The following is a 24,081-nucleotide window of genomic DNA, read 5'->3' as shown; positions in this document are numbered from 1 at the left end:
ATTCTGGCCTACGCGGGCCCAGGCTTCGACCCGCCTGACGGTCCGGGCGCCCCGAAGGGCCGATGTCGTGACTCCGGTGCCCGCTGGGGCGGCCGCCCGTCCGGTCTCACGTCCGGCCTCGGATCAGGCCTCACATCCGGGCCCGCAGCACGTCGACCTCGGCGCCCGGGATGAACGGGTCGAAGCCGTGCTCGATCAGCCAGCGGACCGCCAGCAGACTGCGCAGGGACCACCACCCGCGGATCACGTCGACGTCGACGTCGCCGTAACCGGCGACGAGGTCGCCGAGGCGCTCCTCGTGCCCGAGGGTCAGGACGGCGAGGTCGAACAGGGCGTCACCCGGGCCCCCCTCGGACCAGTCGATGATGCCCGTGACCTCGTCACCGTCGGTGAACACATGCGTGATCTGCAGATCGCCGTGCGTGAACACCTCGGTCCACGGGCGGAGCGCGGCCTCGGCGACCTGTCGGTTGCGGGTGACCAGGTCGGCGGGCAGGACGCCGTTCGTCACGAGCAGCCCGCACTCGGCCTCGAGATCCGCCGCCAGCTCGTCGGCGCCCTTTCCCCGGCGGGGCCAGGGCGGCAGCGGCGCGTCGTGCAGCTTCCGGACGGCGGCACCCGCGGCGGCCCACGCCGCCGGCGAGGCGGTCGAGGGTTCGCCGAGGCGGCCGAGCGCCGTGCCCGGGACCGCGGCGATCGCGAGCACGGGCGGCCGCTGCCACAGGACCTCAGGGGTCGGGACAGGCGCCAGGGCCATCGCCGCGACCTCGGTGTCGATACGCGCCTGATCCGCATCCACCTTCAGGAACACGTCGCCGACGCGCAGGGTGGCGCGCTCGGAATGGGCGACGACGATCTCGACCTCATCCATGGCGAGCAGTATCCCGGCGGCCGCCGTCGGCGTCGCCGGGATTTCGGTGGCGGCGCGCGTGATCCTCCCGGAGGCGCACGGGGCCTGTTGCACAGCTGTGACAGTCGACGGACAGCGCCATGAAGCTCGCCGGGCAGTCTCTGTGGGGTCAGCCAGAAACAGCTCCACACGACCCGGGGGGCGGACCGATGAACGCACTGCACGACAGCACGAACGGCACCAGCGTTCAGACACGTCTGCACACGAACGGACGCGGTCTGGAGCTGTTCACCAACTCCGGTGCCGACGGGGGTGCTTCCTCGCCCGAGCGCATGCGAGCGCTCGGGGGAGGGCGGGGATGCACCCGCGGTACCGGTCGGCGTCACATGGTCGCGATCGAGGCGCCCGCCTCGGACGACGCGGGCGTGGGGGGCGACGGGGGGAACAGCGGGGGGACGGCGTACGGGGAGGGCTCGGGGGAGCGGATCTCCATCACGGAGGCGGAGTTCACCGCCTACGTGGCGGAGCGCCGCGCCTCCCTGTACGCCACCGCCTACCACCTGACCGGTGACCGGTTCGAGGCCGAGGACCTGCTCCAGACGGCGCTGTTCTCGACGTACCGGGCCTGGGACCGGATCAGCGACAAGGCGGCGGTGGGGGGCTATCTCCGCCGGACGATGACCAATCTGCACATCTCGGCCTGGCGCCGGCGCAAGCTCGCCGAGTACCCGACCGAGGAACTGCCCGAGACGGCCGCCGAGACGGACGCCATGCGCGGCACCGAGCTGCGCGCGGTGCTCTGGCAGGCGCTGGCCCGGCTGCCCGAACTGCAGCGCACGATGCTCGTCCTGCGCTACTACGAGGGCCGCACGGACCCGGAGATCGCCGAGACGCTGAACATCAGCGTCGGCACGGTCAAGAGCAGCATCTGGCGCTCGCTGCGCCGGCTGCGCGAGGACGAGGCGCTCAGCTTCGGCCGCGACGAGGAGGAGTGCTTCGGGGAGCTCGTCGCCTGACCGCGGAACGAGGTCCGGGGCATGGCCCCGGACCTGTTCGTCACCGGACTCACGGGGGCGGACACGGCGCCGGGCGCCGGCCGTGGTGCGGATGGGGGTCCGCACCGCCTGAGGAAGGGGCCGGGGCAGGCGTCACGGGGGGAAACGGGGGGTTCGGGGGAACCCCTGGGGGAACAGGAGCGGGACCGGTCGGCTGGACCGGTCCCGCTCCTTCGTTTGTGTACCCGGGTGCGTGGCCGGGCGTCTGTGTGCCCGGGTACGTCCCCGGGCGGCCGGTCTCAGCCGGCGATCAGCGTCACCACGAACCCGACCAGCCCCACCGCCAGCGGCGCGATGATCTCCCACGCCCAGCGCACGGTCAGCGTCCCGGCGGCCTCCGGCCGCTGCGCGTTCATGGCGAGCAGCTCGCGCAGATCGCCCATCGACTGGTCGCCCGAGTGCCGGAAGTCCTCCGGAACGTGCTGCGTGGTCTCGGCGGCGGCCCCGCCGCGCCGGCCGCGCTCCGCCCGGTACTGCTTGCGGCCCGCGCGCCGGCGGCCCCGCAGGGACACCGGAATGGCCCAGAGCTGGTACTTCTTCCCGTCGGCGAAGAACTCGTTGTTCAGCCCCGAGCGCAGCTCGTCCACCACAGCCCACGGCACGGTCAGCGTGCGCATCGGATTGCGTACGCGCATCCGCTCCGTGTTGGCGTACACGGCCGGCCGCAGCGCGAAGGCGACGACCAGGGGCACCACCCACAGCAGCGCGGTGACGGCCAGCACCCTGGCCCGCCCGTCCCCCTGGACCAGGGCGTCGATCCCCAGCCACAGCGCGAGGGCCAGCACCAGCACACCCCCCACGATCCCGCCGATGGACCGGTAGGTGCGGTCCGCGAAGACGGGCTGGTCGGCGGGCGGCGGCGTCGAGGGCTTGTCCGAGCTCATGCGCCCGATTCTGCCCCACGGTCCGCTATCCGGACATTGCGGTACGGCATCGATCGGCAGCGCGCCGGGTCCGGACGGTACGCCGGGACCCGTGCCGCGAAGGGCGGTGCGCTCCGGTCCCCGCTGTGGGGGATGACGCGCCGCTACGCGTGTAGATATGCTCGTCTGGTGAGCATGTCCCCCCAAACAACCGCCGCGCGCGCCGACCGCGCCACCGCCGAGCGGCTCGCCGCGGAGGTCACCTCCTCCGGCAGCGCCTTCCGCCGCTTCCTGCACGGGCTTCCCGGAGTGGACCCCGTCGGCCTGGAGGCGCGGGCGGCGTCTCTGGGTACCCGGTCCATCAAGACGACGGCCAAGGCGTACGCCATCGACCTGGCCATCTCGATGATCGACCTGACCACGCTGGAGGGCGCCGACACCGCCGGCAAGGTGCGCTCCCTGTGCGCCAAGGGCATCAACCCCGACCCCCTGGACCGCACCACGCCCAGGGTCGCGGCGATCTGCGTCTACCCGGACATGGCGGGCGTCGCCGCCGAGGCCCTCAAGGGCTCCGGTGTGAAGGTGGCCTCCGTGGCCACCGGCTTCCCCGCGGGCCGCGTCTCGCGCGAGGTCAAGATCGCGGACACCCGGGAGGCCGTCGCCGCGGGCGCGGACGAGATCGACATGGTCATCGACCGCGGCGCCTTCCTGGCGGGCCGGTACCTCGACGTGTACGACGAGATCCGCGCCGTGAAGGACGCCTCCGGCAAGGCCCGGCTCAAGGTCATCTTCGAGACCGGCGAGCTCTCGACGTACGACAACATCCGGCGCGCCAGCTGGATCGGCATGCTCGCGGGCGCCGACTTCATCAAGACCTCCACCGGCAAGGTCGCCGTCAACGCCACCCCGGCGAACACCCTGCTGATGCTGGAGGCCGTGCGCGACTTCCGGGAGCAGACTGGAGTACAGATCGGGGTGAAGCCGGCGGGCGGAATCCGGACGTCCAAGGACGCGGTCAAGTTCCTGGTGCTCGTGAACGAGACCGCGGGCGAGGACTGGCTGACGAACACCTGGTTCCGTTTCGGCGCCTCCTCCCTGCTCAACGACCTGCTGATGCAGCGGCAGAAGCTGAGCACCGGCCGCTACTCCGGCCCCGACTACGTGACGGTGGACTGATCACGATGGCAAACAAGAAGTCTCCGGCGTTCGACTACGCCCCCGCCCCCGAGTCCAGGTCCGTCGTCGACATCGCGCCCAGCTACGGGCTGTACATCGACGGCGGGTTCACCGACGCGGCCGACGGCAAGGTCTTCAAGAGCATCTCCCCGTCCTCCGAGGAGGTGCTGTCCGAGGTCGCCCAGGCCGGCGCGGCGGACGTGGACCGGGCCGTGCAGGCGGCCCGCAAGGCGTTCGCGTCCTGGTCCGCGCTGCCGGGCGCCGAGCGCGGCAAGTACCTGTACCGCATCGCCCGCATCATCCAGGAGCGCTCGCGCGAGCTGGCCGTCCTGGAGACCCTCGACAACGGCAAGCCGATCCGCGAGACGCGTGACGCGGACCTGCCGCTGGTCGCGGCGCACTTCTTCTACTACGCGGGCTGGGCCGACAAGCTCGACCACGCCGGTTTCGGCCCGTCGCCGCGGCCCCTCGGGGTCGCCGGCCAGGTCATCCCGTGGAACTTCCCGCTGCTGATGCTGGCGTGGAAGATCGCCCCGGCGCTGGCGACGGGCAACACGGTCGTCCTGAAGCCCGCGGAGACCACGCCGCTGTCGGCGCTGTTCTTCGCGGACATCTGCCGCCAGGCCGGGCTGCCCCGCGGCGTCGTCAACATCATCACCGGCGACGGGACGACGGGCGCCGCCCTCGTCGAGCACCCGGGCGTCGACAAGGTCGCCTTCACCGGCTCCACCGCCGTCGGCCGGTCCATCGCCCGGTCGATCGCGGGCACGCACAAGAAGGTCACCCTGGAGCTCGGCGGCAAGGGCGCGAACATCGTCTTCGACGACGCCCCCATCGACCAGGCCGTCGAGGGCATCGTCAACGGCATCTTCTTCAACCAGGGCCAGGTCTGCTGCGCGGGCTCGCGGCTGCTGGTCCAGGAGTCGGTCCGCGACGAGCTGCTGGACTCGCTCAAGCGCCGGCTCTCCACCCTGCGCCTGGGCGACCCGCTCGACAAGAACACCGACATCGGCGCCATCAACTCCGCCGAGCAGCTGGCCCGGATCACGGCGCTGAGCGAGGCCGGCGAGGCGGAGGGCGCGGAGCGCTGGACCGCCCCGTGCGAGCTGCCCGGCAACGGCTTCTGGTTCGCGCCGACGCTGTTCACCGGCGTCACCCAGGCGCACCGGATCGCGCGCGAGGAGATCTTCGGCCCGGTGCTGTCCGTGCTGACGTTCCGTACGCCGGCGGAGGCCGTCGCGAAGGCCAACAACAGCCAGTACGGGCTGTCGGCCGGTATCTGGACGGAGAAGGGCTCGCGGATCCTGTCCGTGGCGAACAGCCTGCGGGCGGGCGTGATCTGGGCCAACACGTTCAACAAGTTCGACCCGACCTCGCCGTTCGGCGGCTACAAGGAGTCGGGTTTCGGCCGCGAGGGCGGCCGGCACGGTCTGGAGGCGTACCTCGATGTCTGAGTCCACCGCGACGCGGCTGAGCGTCCTCAAGACCTACAAGAACTTCGTCGGGGGCAAGTTCCCCCGCTCCGAGAGCGGACGGGTGTACGAGGTGAGTGACGCCAAGGGCCGCTGGCTCGCGAACGTCCCGCAGTCCTCCCGCAAGGACGCCCGCGACGCGGTAGTCGCCGCCCGCAAGGCGTTCGGCGCCTGGTCGGGCGCCACGGCGTACAACCGCGGCCAGATCCTCTACCGCATCGCCGAGATGCTGGAGGGCCGCCGCGAGCAGTACGCGCTGGAGGTCGCCGAGGCCGAGGGGTCGTCCAAGGCCAAGGCCGCGGCGCAGGTCGACGCGGCCATCGACCGGTGGATCTGGTACGCCGGCTGGACCGACAAGATCGCCCAGGTCGCGGGCGGCGCGAACCCGGTCGCGGGGCCGTACTTCAACCTCTCCACGCCGGAGCCGACGGGCGTCGTCGCCGTCCTCGCCCCGCAGGAGTCCTCGCTGCTGGGCCTGGTGTCGGTGCTCGCCCCGGTGATCGCCACGGGCAACACGGCCGTGGTCGTCACCTCGCAGACGCGTCCGCTGCCGGCCCTCTCGCTGGGCGAGGTGCTGGCCACCTCGGACGTCCCCGGCGGGACCGTCAACGTCCTCTCCGGCTTCACGGCGGAGATCGCGCCGACGCTGGCCGCGCACATGGACGTGAACGGGATCGACCTCACCGGCGCCACCGCCTCCCGGGAGCTGGCGACGGAGCTGGAGGTGGCCGCCGCGGAGAACCTCAAGCGGGTGCTGCGGGGGGGCACCGACGACTGGGCGGTGGATCCGGGACTGGACCGTATGAAGGCGTTCCTGGAGACGAAGACGGTCTGGCACCCGACCGGCTCGCTGGGCGCGGGCGGCTCCTCGTACTGACCGCTTCCGCCGTCGTACGGCCGGGGCGACCGGCCGTACGACGGGCTGCCCGAACCACGAAGGCCCGGGGCCTACGACGGCCCGCCCGCTCCACCCCATACTGGAAGTCATGCCCGCTCGCGTCATCCTGCTGACCGGCCCGTCCGGTTCCGGTAAGTCCCGCCTCGCCGCCGAGGCGGGACTTCCCGTGCTGCGCCTCGACGACTTCTACAAGGAGGGCGACGACCCGACGCTGCCCCTGTTCGACGGCGGGCACGGCGTCGACTGGGACGCGCCCGGCTCCTGGAACGCGGAGGCGGCCGTCGCCGCCATCGCCGAGCTGTGCGCGACGGGCCGGACGGACACCCCCCTGTACGACATCGGCAAGAGCGCGGTGACGGGGCACGAGGTCTTCGATCTGAAGGACGCCCCGCTGTTCATCGCGGAGGGCATCTTCGCCGCGGAGATCGTCCGGGCGGTCGCCGACCGCGGACTGCTGGCCGACGCGCTCTGCCTGCACCGCGGCGCGGGCCGCACGTTCCGCCGCCGCCTCCTGCGCGACCTCCGCGAGGGCCGCAAGGCCCCGCACGTCCTGCTGCTGCGCGGCTGGCGCCTCATGCAGGCGGAACCGGCGATCGTCGCCCGCCAGGCGGCGCTGGGCGCCCACGCCTGCGGCAAACGCGAGGCGCTGACGCGGATCGCGGCGGCGGGTCGGGAGACGGTGGCGGGGTAGGCCCCGCCGGGGCGGCCGCCGGTGGCGGTGCAACGGGGTCCTGAGCCCCGGGCAGACGTCGGCGGAGCGGACAGCGCTGCGAGGCTGAGGCGCCGGCGACGATCAGCCGGGCAGGATGTCCGTGGCGGACACCCGTACGGTCAGCCCGGCGACCACCGCGGCGATCAGAGTCCCGCCCCCACAGCCCGCCCATGCCGTGAACCGGTGGCCGTTCGCCGCGCCACGGGCCGCCAGCGCCGCAGGGGTGGCGAAGGCCGTGAGGCCCAGCCAGACCTTCAGGACCACAACCGCACGCGGCGCCGCGCCCGCCATCACGGGCAGTATCACCACCAGGGCCAGCATGGCCGCCGCGCACGACGCGGCACACCACCACCACGTCTCGGGCCGCCCGGCACGGCTCGCGGACCACCGGGAGAACAGCACGGTCGGCAGCGCCAGGCACATCGCCGCGACGATCGAGAGCACGGGACCGACGACCAGGTAGAAGGCACCGCTGAGGGGGGTGTCGGGATCCCCCTGGGGGATGACGGCATTGCCGAGGGCGACGGTGAAGGCCGACTCCGCGTAGAACATGGCGGCCGCGGCCCACAGCGCGGCCGAATACCGCAGATTGTCCCGCCACGCCGGCGGTCGCTCCGGTCCGTACTCGGATTCCTCGGTCTGGGTCCAGCTCATTGCACCCACCAACCCCCCAAGGCCGGCCACCGCACTGCTCCGAACAGCTCGCCCCCCGGGCACGTCCCCGACGAGCGACCCCGCGGAGCGGCCGTCGGACGCGACGGTGACAGAGATACTGAACGTGCTCAAGATGGCGCCGTACGCAATCAGCCGTGGCGCGTCCCACACGTGCGAGTTGTCCGGAACCGTACGGGCGTCGAGCCGCGTCTTCCGGATCGTGCAGCGTCATGCGCCCGCGCGGCGGGCACCCATGGGGATTCGTGCGGCAGGGGTTCTGCTCTTGCTGGCGCACTTCGCGATCGTCTGGTGGCTGACGTTGCGACCCGCCTCCGTCCCCTGGGTGGACGGGACGAACCTCGAACCCCTCGCGACGATCCGGGACAAGGTCGCGGAGGGCGGCTGGGCCGCCGTGCGCGGCATCGGAGGACCGTTCCTGCTGCTGGCACCCCTCGGCGTGCTGCTGCCCCTCGCGGGCGGGCGGCTGTACGTCTCCACCGTCGGCTCCCTCGTCCGCACCGCCTTCGCCGGCCTGATGCTCTCCCTGGGCATCGAGCTGCTGAAGAGCGGAATCCCCGGCCAGGTGGGAAACGTGGACGCCGTCCTGCTCAACACCACGGGCATCGCGGTCCTGCATCTGGCGGTCGTCCCCGCCGTGCGCGGCGCCCTGCGGCGGCGGATCGACGGCCCGCCGGCCGTCGTAACCCCCGGTGGCGGCGTTTCTCAGGGTAAGACCCCGAGATTCTCCAGGGTCGGTATCGCACCCTAGTCCGACGTTCTCCGGCCGGCCGGCGCCTACGGTGGAATTACCGTCGGAAAGACGGAACAACGCCGATCGAAGGAGTCGCCGTCATGGCCGCACTGACCCGCCCCACGGACGGAAGGATGATTGCCGGAGTCTGCGCGGGACTGGCGCGCCGTTTCGGTATTTCCGCGAACACGATGCGGGTCATCTTCCTCGTTTCCTGCCTGCTTCCCGGCCCGCAGTTCCTGATCTATCTGGCGCTGTGGCTGGTGCTCCCGAGCGAGGACAAGGCGCACGGCCGGGCCGCCGCGTGGTGAGCTGACCCGGCGGACCCGCGGACGCGGCGCAGGGCCGTGCCCACCCCCGGCCTGGGGGTGGGCACGGCCCTTGCGTACGTCCCGGGGTGCTCAGCCCGCGAGGCCGCCCAGCTGCTCGGTCACGCCGTCGACCGCGAGGCTCGGCTTGCCGACGCTGCCGTCGCCGACGGCGGAGCCGCCCAGCGAGGTCAGCCCGCCGAGGTCGGTGCCGGCGACGTTGCCGACGGTGCCGTGGCCGACGCCGTTCAGCTTGCCGGTCTGGTTCAGCAGGCCGTCGGGGACGCTCACCCCGGAGCCGAGCCCGGTCAGGCCGTCGACGGGGGGCAGGCCGCCCGGCTCGTCCGCGGCGTTGGCCGAACCGGCCGCACCGGCGACAAAGGCGGCACCGAGCAGCGTCGCACCCAGAATCTTGCGGGTCTTCATGGAATTCGAGTCCTCGTCCTCGTCGGCTGAAAGGCGTTTTCACGCTAGCCAGCGGTCCGCGGACTGGCCAACCACGACGGGGCCGCCGGGATATTGACCCGTACGGCCCCATCGCATGCTGATCGGATCAGCTCCCGTATTCCACAGAACCGCTGGTCACCGACGTTTGCCTGAACAGCCGCCCGGACTTCGTCCCGCCGTGGCCGGACCCGGCGGCCTCGTCGATCACCGCGAGACGTTCATCGAAAGGAATGAAAGCGGATTTCATGGAATTGACGTGCCCCGGCCCACGGAGCGCCACACTGGGTGCGGGCACGGGGGATCGCCGGAGGTCTGATGAAGTACAAGTACTGGTCGAACCGCCGCGTACTGCTCGTCGCGGAGGACAACGGGATCCGGCCGGGACCGGCGGCGACCGCCTCCCTGGGGGTGAACCTCGGGGTGTTCCAGGCCCAGGTCCAGGAGCCCGCCGGGCAGATCAAGCAGCGCACCGAGCTGGCGGACGCCGTCGAGCGCGTCATCGGCGACCAGGCCGAGGTGACCTTCGCCCGCCTACCGGCCGTGGAGTGGGCCGAGGGGGCGGGGACCGTGCACTTCTCCGAGGTGCATGGGCAGCACGAGACGGAGGCGGTCGTACTCCACGTCCGTACGGCCGACCCGCAGGGCCGGCAGGTCGACCTGTGCCTGTTCGGAAGCCGGGAGCACACGCGGCCGTTCCGGATGACCGAGATGTACGAGCGGCAGGACGTCGGCTCCGGCCTCGGAACCGCGACGCAGCTGATCACGAACTTCGACGACCGGCTGCGGGAGGGAGAGCATCTGCGGCTGCCCGTCCATCCGCAGCTGGCGTGGGCGGCGGTGCGGCTGGCGGCGCACTACGAGCGGCCCCTCGCCGAGCGCGAGCGCCTCTACGTCTCCAGCATGCACCTGGAACAGGGGCCGGAGTGCGAGTGGTTCGCCGAGATCTACTGCGATGTCGTGCTGCCGGAGATGTTCCGGTCGGAGGGGTACCACCGGGTCCTGATCGGGGCCCCGCTGTGGGTGCGTACGGCAACGCCCGAGACCCTGGAGCGGTACCGGCGCGCCCGGGAAGGCCGGGCCTCGCCGCTCACCCGTCTGCTGCGGCGCCCCGGCTCCCGGGGCCCTGGAGAGGCCGGGAGCTGAGAGGCGGGGCGCCAGGACGTCGGCTCAGCCGTTCAGGCCGCCGCTGGAGAACAGCCACTCCGACTTCAGCTCGGCGTAGCCGGGCTTGATGACCTCGTTGATCATCGCGAGACGTTCATCGAAAGGAATGAAAGCGGATTTCATGGCATTGACGGTGAACCACTGCATGTCGTCCAGCGTGTAGTGGAACGCCTTCACCAGCTCCTCGAACTCCCGGCTCATGCTCGTACCGCTCATCAGCCGGTTGTCCGTGTTCACCGTCGTACGGAAGTGGAGCCGCCGCAGCAGGCCGATCGGGTGCTCCGCGTACGACGTGGCCGCGCCCGTCTGCAGATTGGACGACGGGCACATCTCCAGCGGGATCCGCTTGTCGCGGACGTACGCCGCGAGCCGGCCCAGCTTCACGCCTCCGTCGTCGGCCACCTCGATGTCGTCGATGATCCGCACGCCGTGGCCCAGCCGGTCGGCGCCGCACCACTGCAGCGCCTGCCAGATGGAGGGCAGGCCGAACGCCTCGCCGGCGTGGATGGTGAAGTGGTTGTTCTCCCGCTTCAGGAACTCGAACGCGTCGAGGTGGCGGGTCGGCGGGTGGCCCGCCTCGGCGCCCGCGATGTCGAAGCCCACCACGCCGTTGTCGCGGTAGCGGTTGGCGAGTTCGGCGATCTCCAGCGCGCGGGCGGCGTGCCGCATCGCGGTCAGCAGCGCGCCCACGCGGATGCGGTGGCCGGCCGCCAGCGCGCGCCGCTCGCCCTCGCGGAAGCCCTCGTTGACGGCCTCCACGACCTGCTCCAGGGTCAGCCCGGCCGTCAGATGCTGCTCGGGGGCATAGCGGACCTCGGCGTACACCACGCCGTCCGCCGCCAGGTCCTCGGCGCACTCGGCGGCCACCCGGGTGAGCGCCTCCCGCGTCTGCATCACGGCGCAGGTGTGGGCGAAGGTCTCCAGATACCGTTCCAGCGACCCGGAGTCCGCGGCCTCGCGGAACCAGACGCCGAGCTTCTCCGGGTCGGTCTCGGGCAGGTCGCCGTAACCGCAGTCACGGGCCAGCTCGATGATCGTGGCGGGACGCAGGCCGCCGTCCAGGTGGTCGTGCAGCAGGACCTTCGGGGCCCGTTTGATCTGGTCGGGGGTGGGAGTCCCCGGGGTGTCGCTGTTCATTCCCGCACAATAGCCCCTCGGCGGCTACGCGCGTAGAGGCTGGGCGTCCGCGGGGTGTTGGCGCCCCACCGGCCGCGGCGGTGACCTCGGCCGGGGCCCCGTGGGGCCGGTACCGGAACGGGAGTTGGTGAACGGCTATCGCCGTGGCGGCCCCATCTGCGAAGGTGGCGGCATGCTGACGCGTCCGGCCAACGCCGCCCGTACCCGTGAAGCAGCCCTCGGCCGGTCCCTCGGTCCCGCCGGCACCCCGCAGGGCGTCGCTCTGCTGCTCCCGGCGGGCCCGCCGGAGGGTACCGGCCGCCCCACGCGGCTGTCGTCCGCCGCGGTGCGCCAGCTCGCGCGCGCACTGGCCCGCGCGGGGCGGCGGGACGGGCTGGCGGCGCACGTCGTGCAGTACCGCGTGCGCGGCTGGAACGGGGACGCGGCGGATCCCGTGCGGGACGCGATGTGGGCGGTCGACGAGGTCGTACGCCGGTACGGGGACGTACCGGTCGCCCTCATCGGCGTCGACATGGGCGGGCGGGCCGCGCTGCGGGCGGCGGGGCACGACGCGGTGGGGTCGGTGGCGGCGCTGGCGCCCTGGCTGCCCGCGGACAGCGTGGCGGACGAGCCGGTGAAGCAGCTCGCGGGGCGGCGCGTGCTGATCGTGCACGGCACGGACGACGCGCGGACGGAGCCCGAGTCGTCGTACCGGCTCGCGGAGCGGGTGAAGAAGGCCAACCGGGACGTGTGCCGCTTCGAGGTCCACACCGACGGGCACACGCTCAGCGGCCACCGGGCGGAAGTCGGGGCGCTCACCGCGGACTTCGTCCTGGGCTCGCTCTTCGAGCGGGACTACGCGCGGTCCCTCGCGGACGCGTTCGCGGCGCCGCCGCCGCTGGGGCTGCGCATGCCCCTGGCCGCGGGGTTCGGTTCCGCCGCCTATCACTAGGCCGTGCCCGGTCCGGGGGCGCGGCAGTCCGAGGCCGGGATCCCGCGGAGCGGGTCAGCGGCGGCGACTCCAGCGGCGGCCGGACCACGTGGTGCCGACCCCGCCGAGGTGCAGCGCGAGGAGGGCCAGGCCGAGGAAGACGACGCTCCAGGTGCTGAAGATCTCCGCGTCCACCGTGGTTTCGGTGATGTGGAGGATCCAGGCGATCCCGAAGAGCACGAAGGCTGCGAAAGCCAGCATGGGGAGTCTCCGATCCGTGGACGGGCGGAGCCGCCGACGGCCGGCGGCTCCGCGGTTCACCGGCCGGGTACCCGCCTCACGCCGGGTGAGCCGTCAGATGCCCGCCGCCGACCCCAGATCCGCCTTCAGCGACGCCAGCGTCGACGACGCCAGGGCGCGGGCCGCGGCGAGGCGGTCCGCCGAGGCGACCGGGATCACGACCTCCAGGTAGCACTTGAGCTTCGGCTCCGTGCCGCTCGGGCGGACGATCACCCGCGCGGCCTCGATGCCCCGGGCGGGGTCACCCGCGAGGTGGTAGCGCAGGCCGTCCGTGGGAGGCAGCGCCGCGGAGCCCTTCGTGAGGTCCTCCGCCGAGGCGATCGGCAGCCCGGCGAGGGACGACGGGGGCTGCGCGCGCAGGCGTTCCATCGCCGCCGCGATGAGGCCGAGGTCCTCGACCCGGACCGAGAGCTGGTCCGTGGCGTGCAGTCCGTACTCGACGGCGATGTCGTCCAGCAGATCGTCGAGCGTGCGGCCCGACGCCTTGAGCTCCGCGGCCAGTTCGGCCACGAGGAGCGACGCCGTGATGCCGTCCTTGTCGCGTACGCCCTCGGGGTCCACGCAGTAGCCGAGCGCCTCCTCGTAACCGAAGCGCAGGCCCTCGACGCGCGAGAGCCACTTGAACCCGGTCAGCGTCTCCTCGTACGGAAGGCCTGCCGCCGCCGCGATCCGGCCGAGGAGCGAGGACGAGACGATGGACGTCGCGAAGGTGCCGGTGGCCCGCTTGTGGACCAGGTGCGTCGCGAGCAGCGCGCCGACCTCGTCGCCGCGCAGCATCCGCCAGCCCTCGTCCGTACCCGGGGCCGGGACGGCCACCGCGCAGCGGTCCGCGTCGGGGTCGTTGGCCAGGATGATGTCGGGGCCCTCGGCCCGCGCCCTGGCGAAGGCGAGGTCCATGGCGCCCGGCTCCTCCGGGTTCGGGAAGGAGACCGTGGGGAAGTCGGGGTCGGGCGCGAACTGCTCGTCGACCGGCAGCGGCGCCGCGAAGCCCGCCCGTACGAACGCCTCGCGCAGCGTCACCCCGCCCACGCCGTGCAGCGCGGTGTGGACGACGCGCAGGTCGCGCGGTCCGCCGGGGGTGGCCACGTGGGCTGCGCGGTCGAGGTACGCGTCGACGACGTCCTCGCCCAGGATGTCCCAGCCGCCGACGGCGCGCGGCACCGACTCCAGCGACGCCACGGCCTCGATCTCCGCCGCGATGTCCGCGTCGGCGGGCGGGACGATCTGCGAGCCGTCGCCGAGGTAGACCTTGTAGCCGTTGTCCTGCGGCGGGTTGTGGCTGGCGGTGACGGTGACGCCGGCGACGGCGCCCAGGTGCCGGATCGCGAACGCGAGCACGGGCGTCGGCAGCGGCCGGGGGAGCAGCGCGGCGCGCAGCCCCGCGCCCACCATGACGGCGGCGGTGTCGCGGGCGAAGTCGATGCTCTTGTGGCGGGCGTCGTAGCCGACGACCACGAGGCCGTCGGTGTGGCCCTGCTTCTTCAGATACGCCGCCAGGCCCGCGGCCGCGCGGATGACGACCCCGCGGTTCATCCGCATCGGGCCCGCGCCCAGCTCACCGCGCAGTCCGGCCGTACCGAACTGCAGCATCCCGGCGAACCGCTCCGCCAGCGCGTCCGTGTCACCGGCCTCGATCAGCTTCTCCAGCTCCGCCCGGGTGTCCGGGTCCGGGTCCTCCGCGAGCCACGCCGCTGCGCGCGCCTTGAGGTCTTCGTGTGCCACGGGGGTGGTCCTTTCCGGTGCGGTGTTCTCCGGGGGTGGGGCGTGGTGGGGCGGGGCATGGGGAACGGGTACCCCGGGCAGGGGCGTGCGGGGGCCGGTCGGCCGTCGGTCGGCCGTCAGAGGCGCGGCAGTACGTCCGCGAGCAGGGTGCCCATGCGCGCGGCGGAGTCCTTGCCGGCCTGGAGGACCTCCTCGTGGTTCAGCGGCTCGCCGGTCATGCCCGCGGCGAGGTTGGTGACCAGGGAGATGCCGAGGACCTCGGCGCCGGCCTCGCGGGCCGCGATGGCCTCCAGGGTGGTCGACATGCCGACCAGGTCCGCGCCGAGGCGGCGGATCATCTCGATCTCGGCCGGGGTCTCGTAGTGCGGGCCGGGGAACTGGACGTACACCCCCTCCTCCAGGGACGCGTCCACCTCCTTGCACAGCGCGCGCAGCCGCGGGGAGTACAGGTCGGTGAGATCGACGAAGTTCGCGCCGACGATGGGGGACGCCGCCGTCAGATTGATGTGATCGCTGATCAGTACGGGCTGGCCCGGGCGCATGCCCTCGCGCAGACCGCCGCAGCCGTTGGTGAGGACGACCGTCTTGCAGCCGGCGGCCGCGGCGGTCCGTACGCCGTGCGCGACGCCGGCGACGTCACGGGACTCGTAGTAGTGGGTGCGGCCCAGAAAGACCAGCGCCCGCTTGTCACCGACGACGTACGAGCGGACCCGGCCCGCGTGTCCCGCCACCGCCGGCGCCGGGAAGCCGGGAAGGTCGGTGACCGGGAAGTCCGCCTCCGGCGCGCCGAGCGCCTCAGCGGCCGGCACCCAGCCGGAGCCCATGACGAGCGCGACGTCGTGGGTTTCGGCGCCGGTGATGCGGCGCAGGGCGTCCGCGGCGGCGTTGGCCGCGGCCTGGGGATCCGAGGAAACTGATGCGTTCACGCGGTCGATCCTACGCGCGTAGAAGCCCGTTGCGCCCGAACCCCCTCGCTCGCGGGGGGCGCGCGTGCCGCGGGACGGGGGGTCTGGGGGGCTGGTAAGCCCCCCAGCGCCCACCGGCGGGTTTGTCTTGGGGCGGGCGGTTGCGGTCCGGTGGGCTGGTGGCGGGGGGTGGGGGGCGGGTTCGCGTCCGGTGGCCTGGCGTCTGTGGGGGTGTCGGGTTCGTGTCGGGTGGCCTGGCGCCTGCGTGGGTGTCGGGTTCGTGTCCGGTGGCCCGGCGCCTGTGGGGGTGTCCGGTGCGCGTCGGGTGTCCGGCGCCGCCCGCGCCTTCGGCGCGGGGTTGCCCCCACCCACACGCCACCCGTTACGGGTCGTCTTGCCTGACGTCGGCGCCTGGGGGGGGTGCGGGCTCGTCGTGGTCGGGGTGGGCGATTGTGGTCGGGTGGTTGGGGGTGCAGGGCCCCGCCACCAGCTCCGCCACCAGCCCGCCCCCAGCCCCGCCCCCCGACCTGAGCCTCCAACCCCCTTGGCCACCCGCCCCCGCACTGGTCGCTCACCGTCGGCGCCTCCGAGGTGTGGGCGCGCCCTCGGGTGGGCGGTTACCCGGGGCGGGGACGGTTGTGTCCGGTGACCCTGGTGTGGGGGTTCGTGGGCGGGTGTCGTTGTGGATCGGAGCGATTCTGCGGCCCCAAGGGGCCTTGCCGGGCGGAGCGCGGGGGGACGGCGCCATGGCGCCGCCCAGTGATCGGCTCCGCTGACGCTGCGCCGGGGTGTGCCGCCCGGTGACCCGGTGAGGCTGCGCCGGCTCCGCTGCGCTCCGCCGTCCGGATGCGAAGCGAACGGCTCCGCTGGCGCTCCGCCGAGGTATGCCGACGGTGACCCGGCGCGGGTGAACCGACTCCGCTGCGCTCCGCCAGCAAAAGCACCCGCTCAGCCCGCCCGGCTCCCTCCCAGCGTGACCGCAGCACCCCCTCAGCCCGTCCGGCGTTTGAGGACTGAGGCGCGCAGCGCCGAATCGCGCCGCAGGCGCCGGCGTGACTGGACGCTTCCGATGTGACCGGACCCCATCTCAGCCCGTCCGGCGTTTGAGGACTGAGGCGCGCAGCGCCGAATCGCGCCGCAGGCGCCGGCGGCACCGGACGCTTCCGGCGGGACCGCAGCACCACCCCAGCCGGTCCGGCGTTTGAGGACTGAGGCGCGGAGCGCCGAAGTGCGCCGCAGGCGCCGGCGGGACTGGACGCTTCCGGCGGGACCGCAGCACCACCCCAGCCGGTCCGGCGTTTGAGGACTGAGGCGCGGAGCGCCGAATCGCGCCGCAGGCGCCAGCGTGACCGGACGCTTCCAGCGTGACTGGCACCCCATCCAGCCCGTCTGGCGTTTGAGGACTGAGGCGCGCAGCGCCGACCCCCGCGGGGGGTGCGGGACCGCACCGAGGCGCGCCGCAGGCGGCAGCGCGGACCCGCGCCCGACCGGGGGAGCCGGCCGAGAGGCCGGGGGCGTGGCGGGGCGACCCCCACCACCCCCGCGCGCCCGGCGTGAGGGACAATGGCCTGGTGACCAGGATCGTGATCATCGGTGGTGGACCCGGCGGCTACGAAGCCGCCCTCGTAGCCGCGCAGCTCGGCGCGGAGGTGACCGTCGTCGACTGCGACGGCCTCGGCGGCGCGTCGGTGCTCACCGACTGCGTGCCGTCGAAGACGCTCATCGCCACCGCCGAGGTCATGACGAACTTCGACTCCTCCTACGAGGAGCTGGGCATCATCGTCGCGGACGACACCCCGCCGATGGAGCAGGCCGCCCGCGTCGTGGGCGTGGACCTCGGCAAGGTCAACCGCAGGGTGAAGCGCCTCGCGCTCGCCCAGTCGCACGACATCACCGCCTCCGTCACCCGCGCCGGCGGCCGGGTGATGCGCGGGCGCGGCAGCATCGGGGCGAGCCAGGCGCCGGACGGGTCGCGGCAGGTCACGGTCACCGCCGCCGACGGCTCGACGCAGGAGCTCACCGCCGACGCGGTGCTCATCGCCACCGGCGGGACCCCCCGCGAGCTGCCGGACGCCCTGCCGGACGGCGAGCGCATCCTCAACTGGAAGCAGGTGTACGACCTGGAGGAGCTCCCCGAGGAGCTCATCGTGGTCGGGTCCGGTGTCACCGGCGCCGAGTTCGCCGGCGCCTACCAGGCGCTGGGGTCGAAGGTCACCCTCGTGTCGAGCCGCGACCGCGTGCTGCCCGGCGAGGACCCCGACGCCGCCGCCGTCCTCGAGGACGTCTTCCGGCGGCGCGGCATGAACGTCATGGCCCGCTCCCGGGCCGCCTCCGCCAAGCGGGTGGGGGACCGGGTGGAGGTCACCCTCGCCGACGGGCGCGTCATCTCCGGCACGCACTGCCTGATGGCCGTCGGCGCGATCCCCAACAGCGCGGGCATCGGTCTGGAGGAGGCCGGCGTACGACTGAAGGATTCCGGCCACATCTGGACGGACAAGGTCTCGCGGACCTCCGCGCCCGGCATCTACGCCGCCGGTGACGTCACGGGCGTCTTCGCGCTCGCGTCCGTCGCCGCGATGCAGGGTCGTATCGCCATGTACCACTTCCTCGGCGACGCCGTCGCGCCGCTCAATCTCAAGGTGGTGTCCGGGAATGTCTTCACCGACCCGGAGATCGCCACGGTGGGTTACCAGCAGGCCGACATCGACGAGGGGCGCATTGACGCACGGGCGATGAAGCTTCCACTTCTGCGCAACCCCCGGGCGAAGATGCAGGGGATTCGCGACGGTTTCGTGAAGCTGTTCTGCAGGCCCGGTACGGGAATCGTCGTCGGAGGTGTCGTCGTCGCGCCGCGGGCCAGTGAGCTGATCCATCCCATCTCGATCGCGGTCGACAACAATCTGACCGTCGAACAGATCGCAAATGCCTTTACGGTCTATCCGTCTCTGTCGGGTTCGATCGCCGAGGTGGCACGTCAGCTGCACGGACGAAAGACGGCGTCGGAGCTCTGAGGCTCCGTCAGACCTGTTCGGACGTCCTTCGCGGGCACTCCGAACAGGGGTGCGTCCGCGTATACCATCATCCGGCGAGTGGTACGAACAGCTTCCGTTAATCGGCGCAAAGAGCTGAAACCAGTCGGTCGTTGGCGTTACTGTCAGTTTCGTGTTCGCTGCAGAACGTCGTCAGTTGATCCTGGAAATGGTGCGAGCCAACGGGGCCGTATCGCTCCGTGAGCTCGCGCGTGTGGTCCAGACCTCCGAGGTGACCGTACGTCGGGACGTACGGGCTCTCGAGGCCGAGGGACTCCTCGACCGCCGGCATGGCGGTGCGGTGCTGCCGGGCGGCTTCACACGGGAGTCCGGCTTCCCGCAGAAATCCCATCTAGCGACCGCGGAGAAGACGGCCATCGCCGATCTCGCCGCCGGTTTCGTCGAAGAGGGCGAGGCCATCGTGGTCGGCGCCGGTACGACGACGCAGGAGCTGGCGCGCCGGCTCGCGCGGGTGCCGGGGCTCACCGTGGTCACGAACTCGCTGCTCGTCGCGCAGGCGCTGGCGCACGCGAACCGGGTCGAGGTCGTCATGACCGGCGGCACGCTGCGTGGCTCGAACTATGCGCTCGTCGGCAGCGGCGCGGAGCAGTCCCTGCAGGGGCTGCGGGTGTCGCGGGCGTTCCTGTCCGGCAGCGGGCTCACCGCCGAACGCGGGCTGTCCACGTCCAACATGCTCTCCGCGAGCGTGGACCGGGCGCTGGTGCAGGCGGCCGCGGAGGTCGTGGTCCTCGCCGATCACTCGAAGCTCGGTACGGACACGATGTTCCAGACGGTGCCCAGCGATGTGATCACGCGGCTGGTGACGGACGAGCCGCCGGCGGGTGAGGAGCGTGCGGCCACGGAGCTGCAGGCGCTCGCGGACCAGGGTGTGCAGATCTCCGTCGCCGGGGCGGGGGTTTCGGGTGTCGCCGAGCATCCCGCTGCCGCGGGGCGGGCGGGCTCCGGGCGGGCGCCTCGGGAGGTGTCGCTTCCTGGGCAGCGACGTGGCCGGCCGGCGAATGGGGCCGCCGGTGCGGCCACGCAGCTCCGGGCGGCGGCGGTAGCGGATTTGGCGCCGCGGTGCATCTCGAAGTCGCCGATGTACTGCTTGCCGTCCGAGCCGTTGACCACGACGTACCGGCCCGCGGCCGATCGGGCCTCGGCACACGGCATCCCGGCCCGGGTGGTCGACGGCAACGACGTGGAGACCGTCCGCGACGCCGTCGCCCTCCTCGCCGGGCGGGCCCGCGCGGGTGAGGGTCCCGGACTGCTGGAGTGCGAGACGTACCGGCACTACGGGCACAGCCGCGCCGACCCCGCCGCCTACCGTCCGGACGGGGAGCTGGAGCACTGGCTCAAGCACGACCCGCTCGACCTGGCGCGCGGCCGGCTGCACGATCTGGGCGTCGCCCCGGACCTGGTCATGGCGGCCGACGAGCGGGCCGCGCGCACCGTGGCGGACGCCGTGGACGCGGCGAAGGCGGCGCCCGGCCCCGACCCGGCCACCGCGCTGACCGACGTATGGGCCGACGGAGGTGCGGCGTGGCGGACGTGACGTACCGGGAGTCGGTGGCCGAGGGCATCGCGCGGGAGATGCGGCGCGATCCGTCGGTGGTGTGCCTGGGCGAGGACATCGGGGCGGCCGGCGGGGTGTTCAAGACGACCGCCGGGCTGCGGGAGGAGTTCGGGCCGGCGCGGGTCTGGGACACGCCCATCTCCGAACAGGCCATCGTGGGCGCGGCGATGGGTGCCGCGATGACCGGTATGCGGCCCGTCGCCGAGATCATGTTCTCCGACTTCCTGGCCTGCTGCTGGGACTACCTCGCCAACGAGATCCCCAAGGTCCGCTACATGACGGGCGGCCAGCTGACCGTGCCGCTCGTCGTACGGACCGCGAACGGCGGCGGGCTCGGCTTCGGTGCGCAGCACTCGCAGTCCACCGAGAACTGGGCGCTGACCGTCCCCGGCCTGAAGATCGCCGCACCGGCCACGCCCGCCGACGTGGTCGGCATGATGGCCGCGGCCGTGCGCAGCGACGACCCGGTGGTGTTCTTCGAGCACAAGGGGCTGCTGGCGAGCAGGGGCGCCCCCGCGCCGCCGGACCACGTCGTCGAGCTGGGCCGGGCCGCGGTCGTCCGCCCCGGTGCGGACGTCACCCTCGTCGCCCTGGCCGCGATGGTGCCCGTGGCCCTCGCCGCCGCCGAACGGCTCGCGGCGGACGGGGTGTCGGCCGAGGTGATCGACCTGCGCTCGCTGATCCCGCTGGACACCACCACGGTGCTGACCTCGCTCGCGCGCACCTCCCGGCTGGTGACCGTGGAGGAGAACCCCTACCAGGGCGGTTGGGGTGCAACGCTCGTATCGGTCGTCGCCGATGAGGGATTCGACCTGCTGGACGCCCCGGTACGCCGGGTGGCGGCGGAGTGCGTACCGCTGCCGTTCGCCGACGTGCTGGAGGAGCGGGTGATCCCCACCGTCGACAGGGTCGCGGCGACGGTCCGCGACGTCGTCAACTACTGAGCACGGCACATCCAGGAAGGCAAGTCACGGCGATGACCAGTCGCAAGCTCCTGCGCAACGGCCATGTGGTCACGATGGACCCGGCGATCGGGGACCTGCAGCGGGGGGACATCCTGATCGAGGACGGGAAGATCGCGGCAATCGAGCGGGATCTCCCCGCCGGGGACGCGGAGGTGCTCGACCTGACCGGGCGGATCGTCGTCCCCGGGTTCGTCGACAGCCACCGGCACACCTGGGAGGCGTCGATCCGCGGCTGCGCCCCGGACTACACGCTGGACGACTACTTCACCGGCGTCCTCGACCACTTCGCCCCCGTCTACACCCCGGAGGACGTGTACGCGGCGAACCTCGCCGGCGCCCTGGAGTGCCTGGACGCCGGCATCACGACGCTGGTGGACTGGTCGCACATCAACAACACCCCCGAGCACCCGGACGCCGCGATCGAGGCCCTGACGGAGACGGGCATCCGCGCCCAGTACGCGTACGGCAGCGCCAACACCTCGCTCGCCGACTACTGGTTCGAGAGCAAGATCGCGATCCCGGGCGCCGACGTACGACGCGTCCGCGAGCGGTACTTCTCCTCCGACGGCGGGCTGCTCACGATGGCGCTGGCCACCCGCGGCCCCGGCTTCTGCACCAACGAGGTCGTGGAGTCGGAGTGGCGGCTGGCCGGCGAGCTGGACCTGCCGGTCACCGTGCACGTGGCGATGGGGCGGCTGGCGGGCCGCTTCGGGATGATCCGGCAGCTGAACGCGCTGGGGCTGCTCACTCCGGGCACGACGTACATCCACTGCTGCTACTTCGGCGAGGACGAGTGGCGGATGGTCGCCGACAGCGGCGGCCGGATCTCCATCGCCCCGCAGGTGGAGCTGCAGATGGGCCACGGCTGGCCGCCGGTGATGAAGGCCGAGGAGTACGGGCTGCGCCCCTCGCTCTCCATCGACGTGGTGACGACGGTCCCGGGCGACATGTTCACCCAGATGCGCGCCGCGTTCGGCGCCGACCGGGCGCGCGTCAACGCCGAGTGCTGGCAGCAGGACACCCCCGTCCCCGACACCATGCTGACCGCCCGCGACCTGCTGCGGTTCGCCACCGTGAACGGCGCCCACACCGCCGGGCTGGAGAAGCGCACCGGCACCCTCACCCCCGGCAAGCGGGCCGACATCGTCGCGATCGACGCCACCCGGCTCAACACGGCGCCGCTCATCGACCCGGTGGCGGCGGTGACGCTGGGCGCGGACACCTCGAACGTCGACACCGTCCTCGTCGACGGTGTGGTGCGCAAGCGCCACGGCACCCTGCTGGCCGACACCGCCCGCGCCCGCCGGCTGGTGGAGGAGTCGCGCGACCGGCTCATCGCGGCGGCGGAGGCGCGCAGGCGGCAGCAGGCATGACGGCCTTCGCGGTACGGCGGGCGGCGGACGCGGTGTTCGCCGTCCCGCCCGGCGCCCCGCCGGGCTCGCACGGACTGCGGCGGTGGCAGGTCGTCGGCGAGGAGGACGGCGCGGTGCACACCGGCTTCGGCGTGTGCGAACTGGCGCCGGACGGCGTGGTGGGCGCGCATGTCCACGCGTACGAGGAGTCCTTCCACGTCCTGTCCGGCGCCGTGCTGCTCGACACCCCGGAGGGCACCCGGCTGCTGGTGGAGGGCGACTACGGCCTGCTGCCCACCGGCGTCCCGCACGCCTGGCGCGGCACCGGCGGCGCGCCCGCGCGCTGGGCGGACATGCTGGCCCCCGTGCCGCGCGCCCGCTACGGCCACGACACGCAGCCCGTACCCGCGCTGCCCCCGCGCGAGCCGCGGCGGATCGACGTACGCGATCCGCGCACCCGCTCGTACGGGCACTTCGAGCCGGAACAGATGGACCCGGGCAGGCAGTCGCAGGACCTGCTCGCCGTCTCCGCGAGCATGCGCACGGCGCTGCTCGTCTACAGCGGTATCACGGTGAAGATGATGGTCGACCCGGATCTGGGCGCGGTGGCCTCGACGATGTTCATGGTCCAGTACGCGCCGGACGGTGTCGCCGGTACGCACGACCACCCGTTCGAGGAGACGTACCTGTTCCTGGAGGGCACGGTCGACGCCCGGTTCGACGGCGAGCACCGGCTGCTGGGCCCGGGCGACGCGGCCTGGGCGGCGGCGGGTTGCGTGCACGGCTTCCGCAACGCGGGCGACGGGCCGCTGCGGTGGCTGGAGACACAGGCGCCGCAGCCGCCGTCGCGTCATTCGTACCGGTTCACCCGGGACTGGGAGTATCTGCGTGAGGCTCTGAAGGAGAAACCATGAACGTGCTGGTCATCGGCGGCACCTCCGGTATCGGCCGCGAGTTCGCCCGCCACCGCGCCGGCCTCGGCGACGACGTGGTGCTCACCGGCCGCGACGCCCACCGCGCGGACACCGTCGCCAAGGAGGTCGGCGGCCGCACGCGCGGGCTGGCCGTGGACCTGTCCCGGCCGAAGGAGATCGCCGGCGCGCTGGCCGGACTGGACCGCGTCGACCATCTGGTGCTCGCGGCGATCGCCCGCGACCACAACCCCATCGGGTCGTACGACATCGACGCGGCGCTGCGCCTGGTGACGCTGAAGCTCGTCGGCTACACGGAGGCGGTGCACGCGCTGATCCCCGCGTTCACCCCCGACACCTCGATCGTCGTCTTCGGCGGACAGGCGAAGGAGCGCCCCTATCCGGGCGCGACGACCGTCGCCACGGTGAACGCGGGCGTCATGGGCCTCGTCCGCGATCTGGCGATCGAGCTGGCTCCCGTCCGGATCAACGCGATCCATCCCGGCATCGTCTCCGACAGCCCGTTCTGGCGGGACAAGCCCGCGGAGGTCCTGGAGGGGTTCCGCTCCCGTACGCCGACGGGCCGGCTGGCGGTGATGGCGGACGTCGTGGACGCCGTCGACTTCCTGCTGCGCAACCGCTCGGTGAACGCGGCGCAGCTGGCGGTGGACGGGGGGTGGCTGGTGCTGTGAGCACGTGAGCGGTGACCGTGAGTCGCGTCACGCCACCGGCCACGCGCGGGCGAAATCACGCCGTTTCGCCCACGATGTCGCGGCGGCGCCCTATCCCGCTCCCCCACCGCCCCGGTATCGTCTGCTCGTCCTTTGCATACGACGGCGCAGGAAGCCCGGTGTAACTCCGGCACGGCCGCGCCACTGTGAGCCCGGGAGGCCCGTCCTCCCGGTGAGTCAGACCCGCTCCGTC

At 72.7% G+C, this 24,081-nt stretch carries 23 protein-coding genes and 2 pseudogenes; 16 read left to right on the top strand and 9 right to left on the bottom strand.

Annotation, left to right across the window (positions count from 1 at the left end):
- Window positions 1–130: 130 nt before the first annotated feature.
- On the bottom strand, window positions 131–871 hold the full coding sequence (locus AB0M28_RS12815; RefSeq protein WP_365402265.1) for an aminoglycoside phosphotransferase family protein: 741 nt from the start codon (window positions 869–871) through the stop codon (window positions 131–133).
- A gap of 188 nt (window positions 872–1,059) precedes the next feature.
- On the opposite strand from AB0M28_RS12815, the gene AB0M28_RS12810 reads away from it, so the two are divergent.
- Window positions 1,060–1,866, top strand: a complete 807-nt coding sequence (locus AB0M28_RS12810) for a SigE family RNA polymerase sigma factor (protein ID WP_365402262.1) — start codon at window positions 1,060–1,062, stop codon at window positions 1,864–1,866.
- Window positions 1,867–2,144: 278 nt separating this feature from the next.
- Here the strand turns inward: AB0M28_RS12810 and AB0M28_RS12805 are convergent, their stop codons facing one another.
- The gene (locus AB0M28_RS12805; RefSeq protein WP_365402260.1) at window positions 2,145–2,789 is read right to left on the bottom strand and encodes a PH domain-containing protein; all 645 of its coding nucleotides are present in this window, start codon (window positions 2,787–2,789) and stop codon (window positions 2,145–2,147) included.
- Window positions 2,790–2,963: 174 nt separating this feature from the next.
- On the opposite strand from AB0M28_RS12805, the gene deoC reads away from it, so the two are divergent.
- The 4 genes from deoC (at window position 2,964) to AB0M28_RS12785 (ending at window position 7,005) form a co-directional block, all read left to right on the top strand.
- Window positions 2,964–3,944, top strand: a complete 981-nt coding sequence (gene deoC / locus AB0M28_RS12800; RefSeq protein WP_365402309.1) for a deoxyribose-phosphate aldolase — start codon at window positions 2,964–2,966, stop codon at window positions 3,942–3,944.
- Window positions 3,945–3,949: 5 nt separating this feature from the next.
- Window positions 3,950–5,398: an aldehyde dehydrogenase family protein gene (locus tag AB0M28_RS12795; RefSeq protein WP_365402257.1), complete on the top strand. Its 1,449-nt coding sequence runs from the start codon at window positions 3,950–3,952 to the stop codon at window positions 5,396–5,398.
- On the top strand, window positions 5,391–6,293 hold the full coding sequence (locus AB0M28_RS12790; protein WP_365402254.1) for an aldehyde dehydrogenase family protein: 903 nt from the start codon (window positions 5,391–5,393) through the stop codon (window positions 6,291–6,293). The genes AB0M28_RS12795 and AB0M28_RS12790 overlap by 8 nt, the downstream gene beginning before the upstream one ends.
- A gap of 109 nt (window positions 6,294–6,402) precedes the next feature.
- Complete coding sequence (locus AB0M28_RS12785; RefSeq protein ID WP_365402251.1) at window positions 6,403–7,005, top strand: ATP-binding protein; 603 nt, start codon at window positions 6,403–6,405, stop codon at window positions 7,003–7,005.
- 102 nt (window positions 7,006–7,107) lie between these two features.
- Here AB0M28_RS12785 and AB0M28_RS12780 read toward each other — a convergent pair whose 3' ends face one another.
- A complete protein-coding gene (locus AB0M28_RS12780) occupies window positions 7,108–7,680 on the bottom strand; it encodes a hypothetical protein (RefSeq protein WP_365402248.1) in 573 nt (190 codons plus the stop codon).
- A 253-nt stretch (window positions 7,681–7,933) separates the two neighbouring features.
- Here AB0M28_RS12780 and AB0M28_RS12775 point away from each other — a divergent pair, with 253 nt between their 5' ends.
- Together AB0M28_RS12775 and AB0M28_RS12770 are read left to right on the top strand one after the other, a co-directional pair.
- Window positions 7,934–8,449 carry a VanZ family protein gene (locus AB0M28_RS12775; RefSeq protein ID WP_365402245.1) on the top strand — a complete coding sequence of 172 codons (516 nt, stop codon included), beginning with the start codon at window positions 7,934–7,936 and terminating at the stop codon, window positions 8,447–8,449.
- 83 nt (window positions 8,450–8,532) lie between these two features.
- Complete coding sequence (locus AB0M28_RS12770; protein WP_365402242.1) at window positions 8,533–8,742, top strand: PspC domain-containing protein; 210 nt, start codon at window positions 8,533–8,535, stop codon at window positions 8,740–8,742.
- 90 nt (window positions 8,743–8,832) lie between these two features.
- On the opposite strand, the gene AB0M28_RS12765 is transcribed toward AB0M28_RS12770, so the two are convergent.
- A complete protein-coding gene (locus AB0M28_RS12765) occupies window positions 8,833–9,165 on the bottom strand; it encodes a hypothetical protein (RefSeq protein ID WP_365402238.1) in 333 nt (110 codons plus the stop codon).
- 127 nt (window positions 9,166–9,292) lie between these two features.
- Window positions 9,293–9,442, bottom strand: a pseudogene (locus tag AB0M28_RS12760) (adenosine deaminase); the annotation flags it as partial.
- A 59-nt stretch (window positions 9,443–9,501) separates the two neighbouring features.
- On the opposite strand from AB0M28_RS12760, the gene AB0M28_RS12755 reads away from it, so the two are divergent.
- Entirely contained in the window at window positions 9,502–10,329 is an 828-nt protein-coding gene (locus AB0M28_RS12755; protein ID WP_365402236.1) for a hypothetical protein, read from the top strand.
- A gap of 24 nt (window positions 10,330–10,353) precedes the next feature.
- Here the strand turns inward: AB0M28_RS12755 and AB0M28_RS12750 are convergent, their stop codons facing one another.
- Complete coding sequence (locus AB0M28_RS12750) at window positions 10,354–11,487, bottom strand: adenosine deaminase (protein ID WP_365402233.1); 1,134 nt, start codon at window positions 11,485–11,487, stop codon at window positions 10,354–10,356.
- Between the two features lie 172 nt (window positions 11,488–11,659).
- On the opposite strand from AB0M28_RS12750, the gene AB0M28_RS12745 reads away from it, so the two are divergent.
- The gene (locus AB0M28_RS12745) at window positions 11,660–12,418 is read left to right on the top strand and encodes an alpha/beta hydrolase (protein ID WP_365402230.1); all 759 of its coding nucleotides are present in this window, start codon (window positions 11,660–11,662) and stop codon (window positions 12,416–12,418) included.
- Window positions 12,419–12,472: 54 nt separating this feature from the next.
- Here the strand turns inward: AB0M28_RS12745 and AB0M28_RS12740 are convergent, their stop codons facing one another.
- The 3 genes from AB0M28_RS12740 to AB0M28_RS12730 form a co-directional block, all read right to left on the bottom strand.
- A complete protein-coding gene (locus AB0M28_RS12740; RefSeq protein ID WP_365402227.1) occupies window positions 12,473–12,658 on the bottom strand; it encodes a hypothetical protein in 186 nt (61 codons plus the stop codon).
- A gap of 93 nt (window positions 12,659–12,751) precedes the next feature.
- The gene (locus tag AB0M28_RS12735; protein WP_365402224.1) at window positions 12,752–14,419 is read right to left on the bottom strand and encodes a phospho-sugar mutase; all 1,668 of its coding nucleotides are present in this window, start codon (window positions 14,417–14,419) and stop codon (window positions 12,752–12,754) included.
- 116 nt (window positions 14,420–14,535) lie between these two features.
- On the bottom strand, window positions 14,536–15,345 hold the full coding sequence (locus AB0M28_RS12730; RefSeq protein ID WP_365402221.1) for a purine-nucleoside phosphorylase: 810 nt from the start codon (window positions 15,343–15,345) through the stop codon (window positions 14,536–14,538).
- A 1,550-nt stretch (window positions 15,346–16,895) separates the two neighbouring features.
- Between AB0M28_RS12730 and AB0M28_RS12725 the strand changes: the two genes are divergently transcribed.
- The 7 genes and pseudogenes from AB0M28_RS12725 to AB0M28_RS12695 all read left to right on the top strand — a co-directional run bounded on the left by AB0M28_RS12725 (window position 16,896) and on the right by AB0M28_RS12695 (window position 23,849).
- Window positions 16,896–18,335, top strand: a complete 1,440-nt coding sequence (locus tag AB0M28_RS12725; RefSeq protein WP_365402218.1) for an NAD(P)H-quinone dehydrogenase — start codon at window positions 16,896–16,898, stop codon at window positions 18,333–18,335.
- Between the two features lie 151 nt (window positions 18,336–18,486).
- Window positions 18,487–19,410: pseudogene (locus tag AB0M28_RS12720) on the top strand (DeoR/GlpR family DNA-binding transcription regulator); the annotation flags it as partial.
- A gap of 42 nt (window positions 19,411–19,452) precedes the next feature.
- A complete protein-coding gene (locus AB0M28_RS12715) occupies window positions 19,453–19,908 on the top strand; it encodes a thiamine pyrophosphate-dependent enzyme (RefSeq protein ID WP_365402306.1) in 456 nt (151 codons plus the stop codon).
- Window positions 19,896–20,873 carry a pyruvate dehydrogenase complex E1 component subunit beta gene (locus tag AB0M28_RS12710; protein ID WP_365402215.1) on the top strand — a complete coding sequence of 326 codons (978 nt, stop codon included), beginning with the start codon at window positions 19,896–19,898 and terminating at the stop codon, window positions 20,871–20,873. The genes AB0M28_RS12715 and AB0M28_RS12710 overlap by 13 nt, the downstream gene beginning before the upstream one ends.
- A gap of 32 nt (window positions 20,874–20,905) precedes the next feature.
- Window positions 20,906–22,267 (top strand): amidohydrolase family protein, encoded by a 1,362-nt coding sequence (locus tag AB0M28_RS12705; protein ID WP_365402212.1) that lies wholly within the window; start codon window positions 20,906–20,908, stop codon window positions 22,265–22,267.
- The gene (locus tag AB0M28_RS12700) at window positions 22,264–23,160 is read left to right on the top strand and encodes a cupin domain-containing protein (RefSeq protein WP_365402209.1); all 897 of its coding nucleotides are present in this window, start codon (window positions 22,264–22,266) and stop codon (window positions 23,158–23,160) included. Before AB0M28_RS12705 ends, AB0M28_RS12700 begins: the two co-directional genes overlap by 4 nt.
- A complete protein-coding gene (locus AB0M28_RS12695; protein WP_365402206.1) occupies window positions 23,157–23,849 on the top strand; it encodes an SDR family oxidoreductase in 693 nt (230 codons plus the stop codon). The genes AB0M28_RS12700 and AB0M28_RS12695 overlap by 4 nt, the downstream gene beginning before the upstream one ends.
- Window positions 23,850–24,081 lie beyond the last annotated feature (232 nt).

Origin of the sequence: Streptomyces sp. NPDC051940, assembly GCF_040680895.1 — a bacterium.
Lineage (GTDB): Bacteria > Actinomycetota > Actinomycetes > Streptomycetales > Streptomycetaceae > Streptomyces.
Note: the sequence above shows the minus strand (reverse complement) of the source record. Positions and strands in the feature narration are given on the sequence as shown.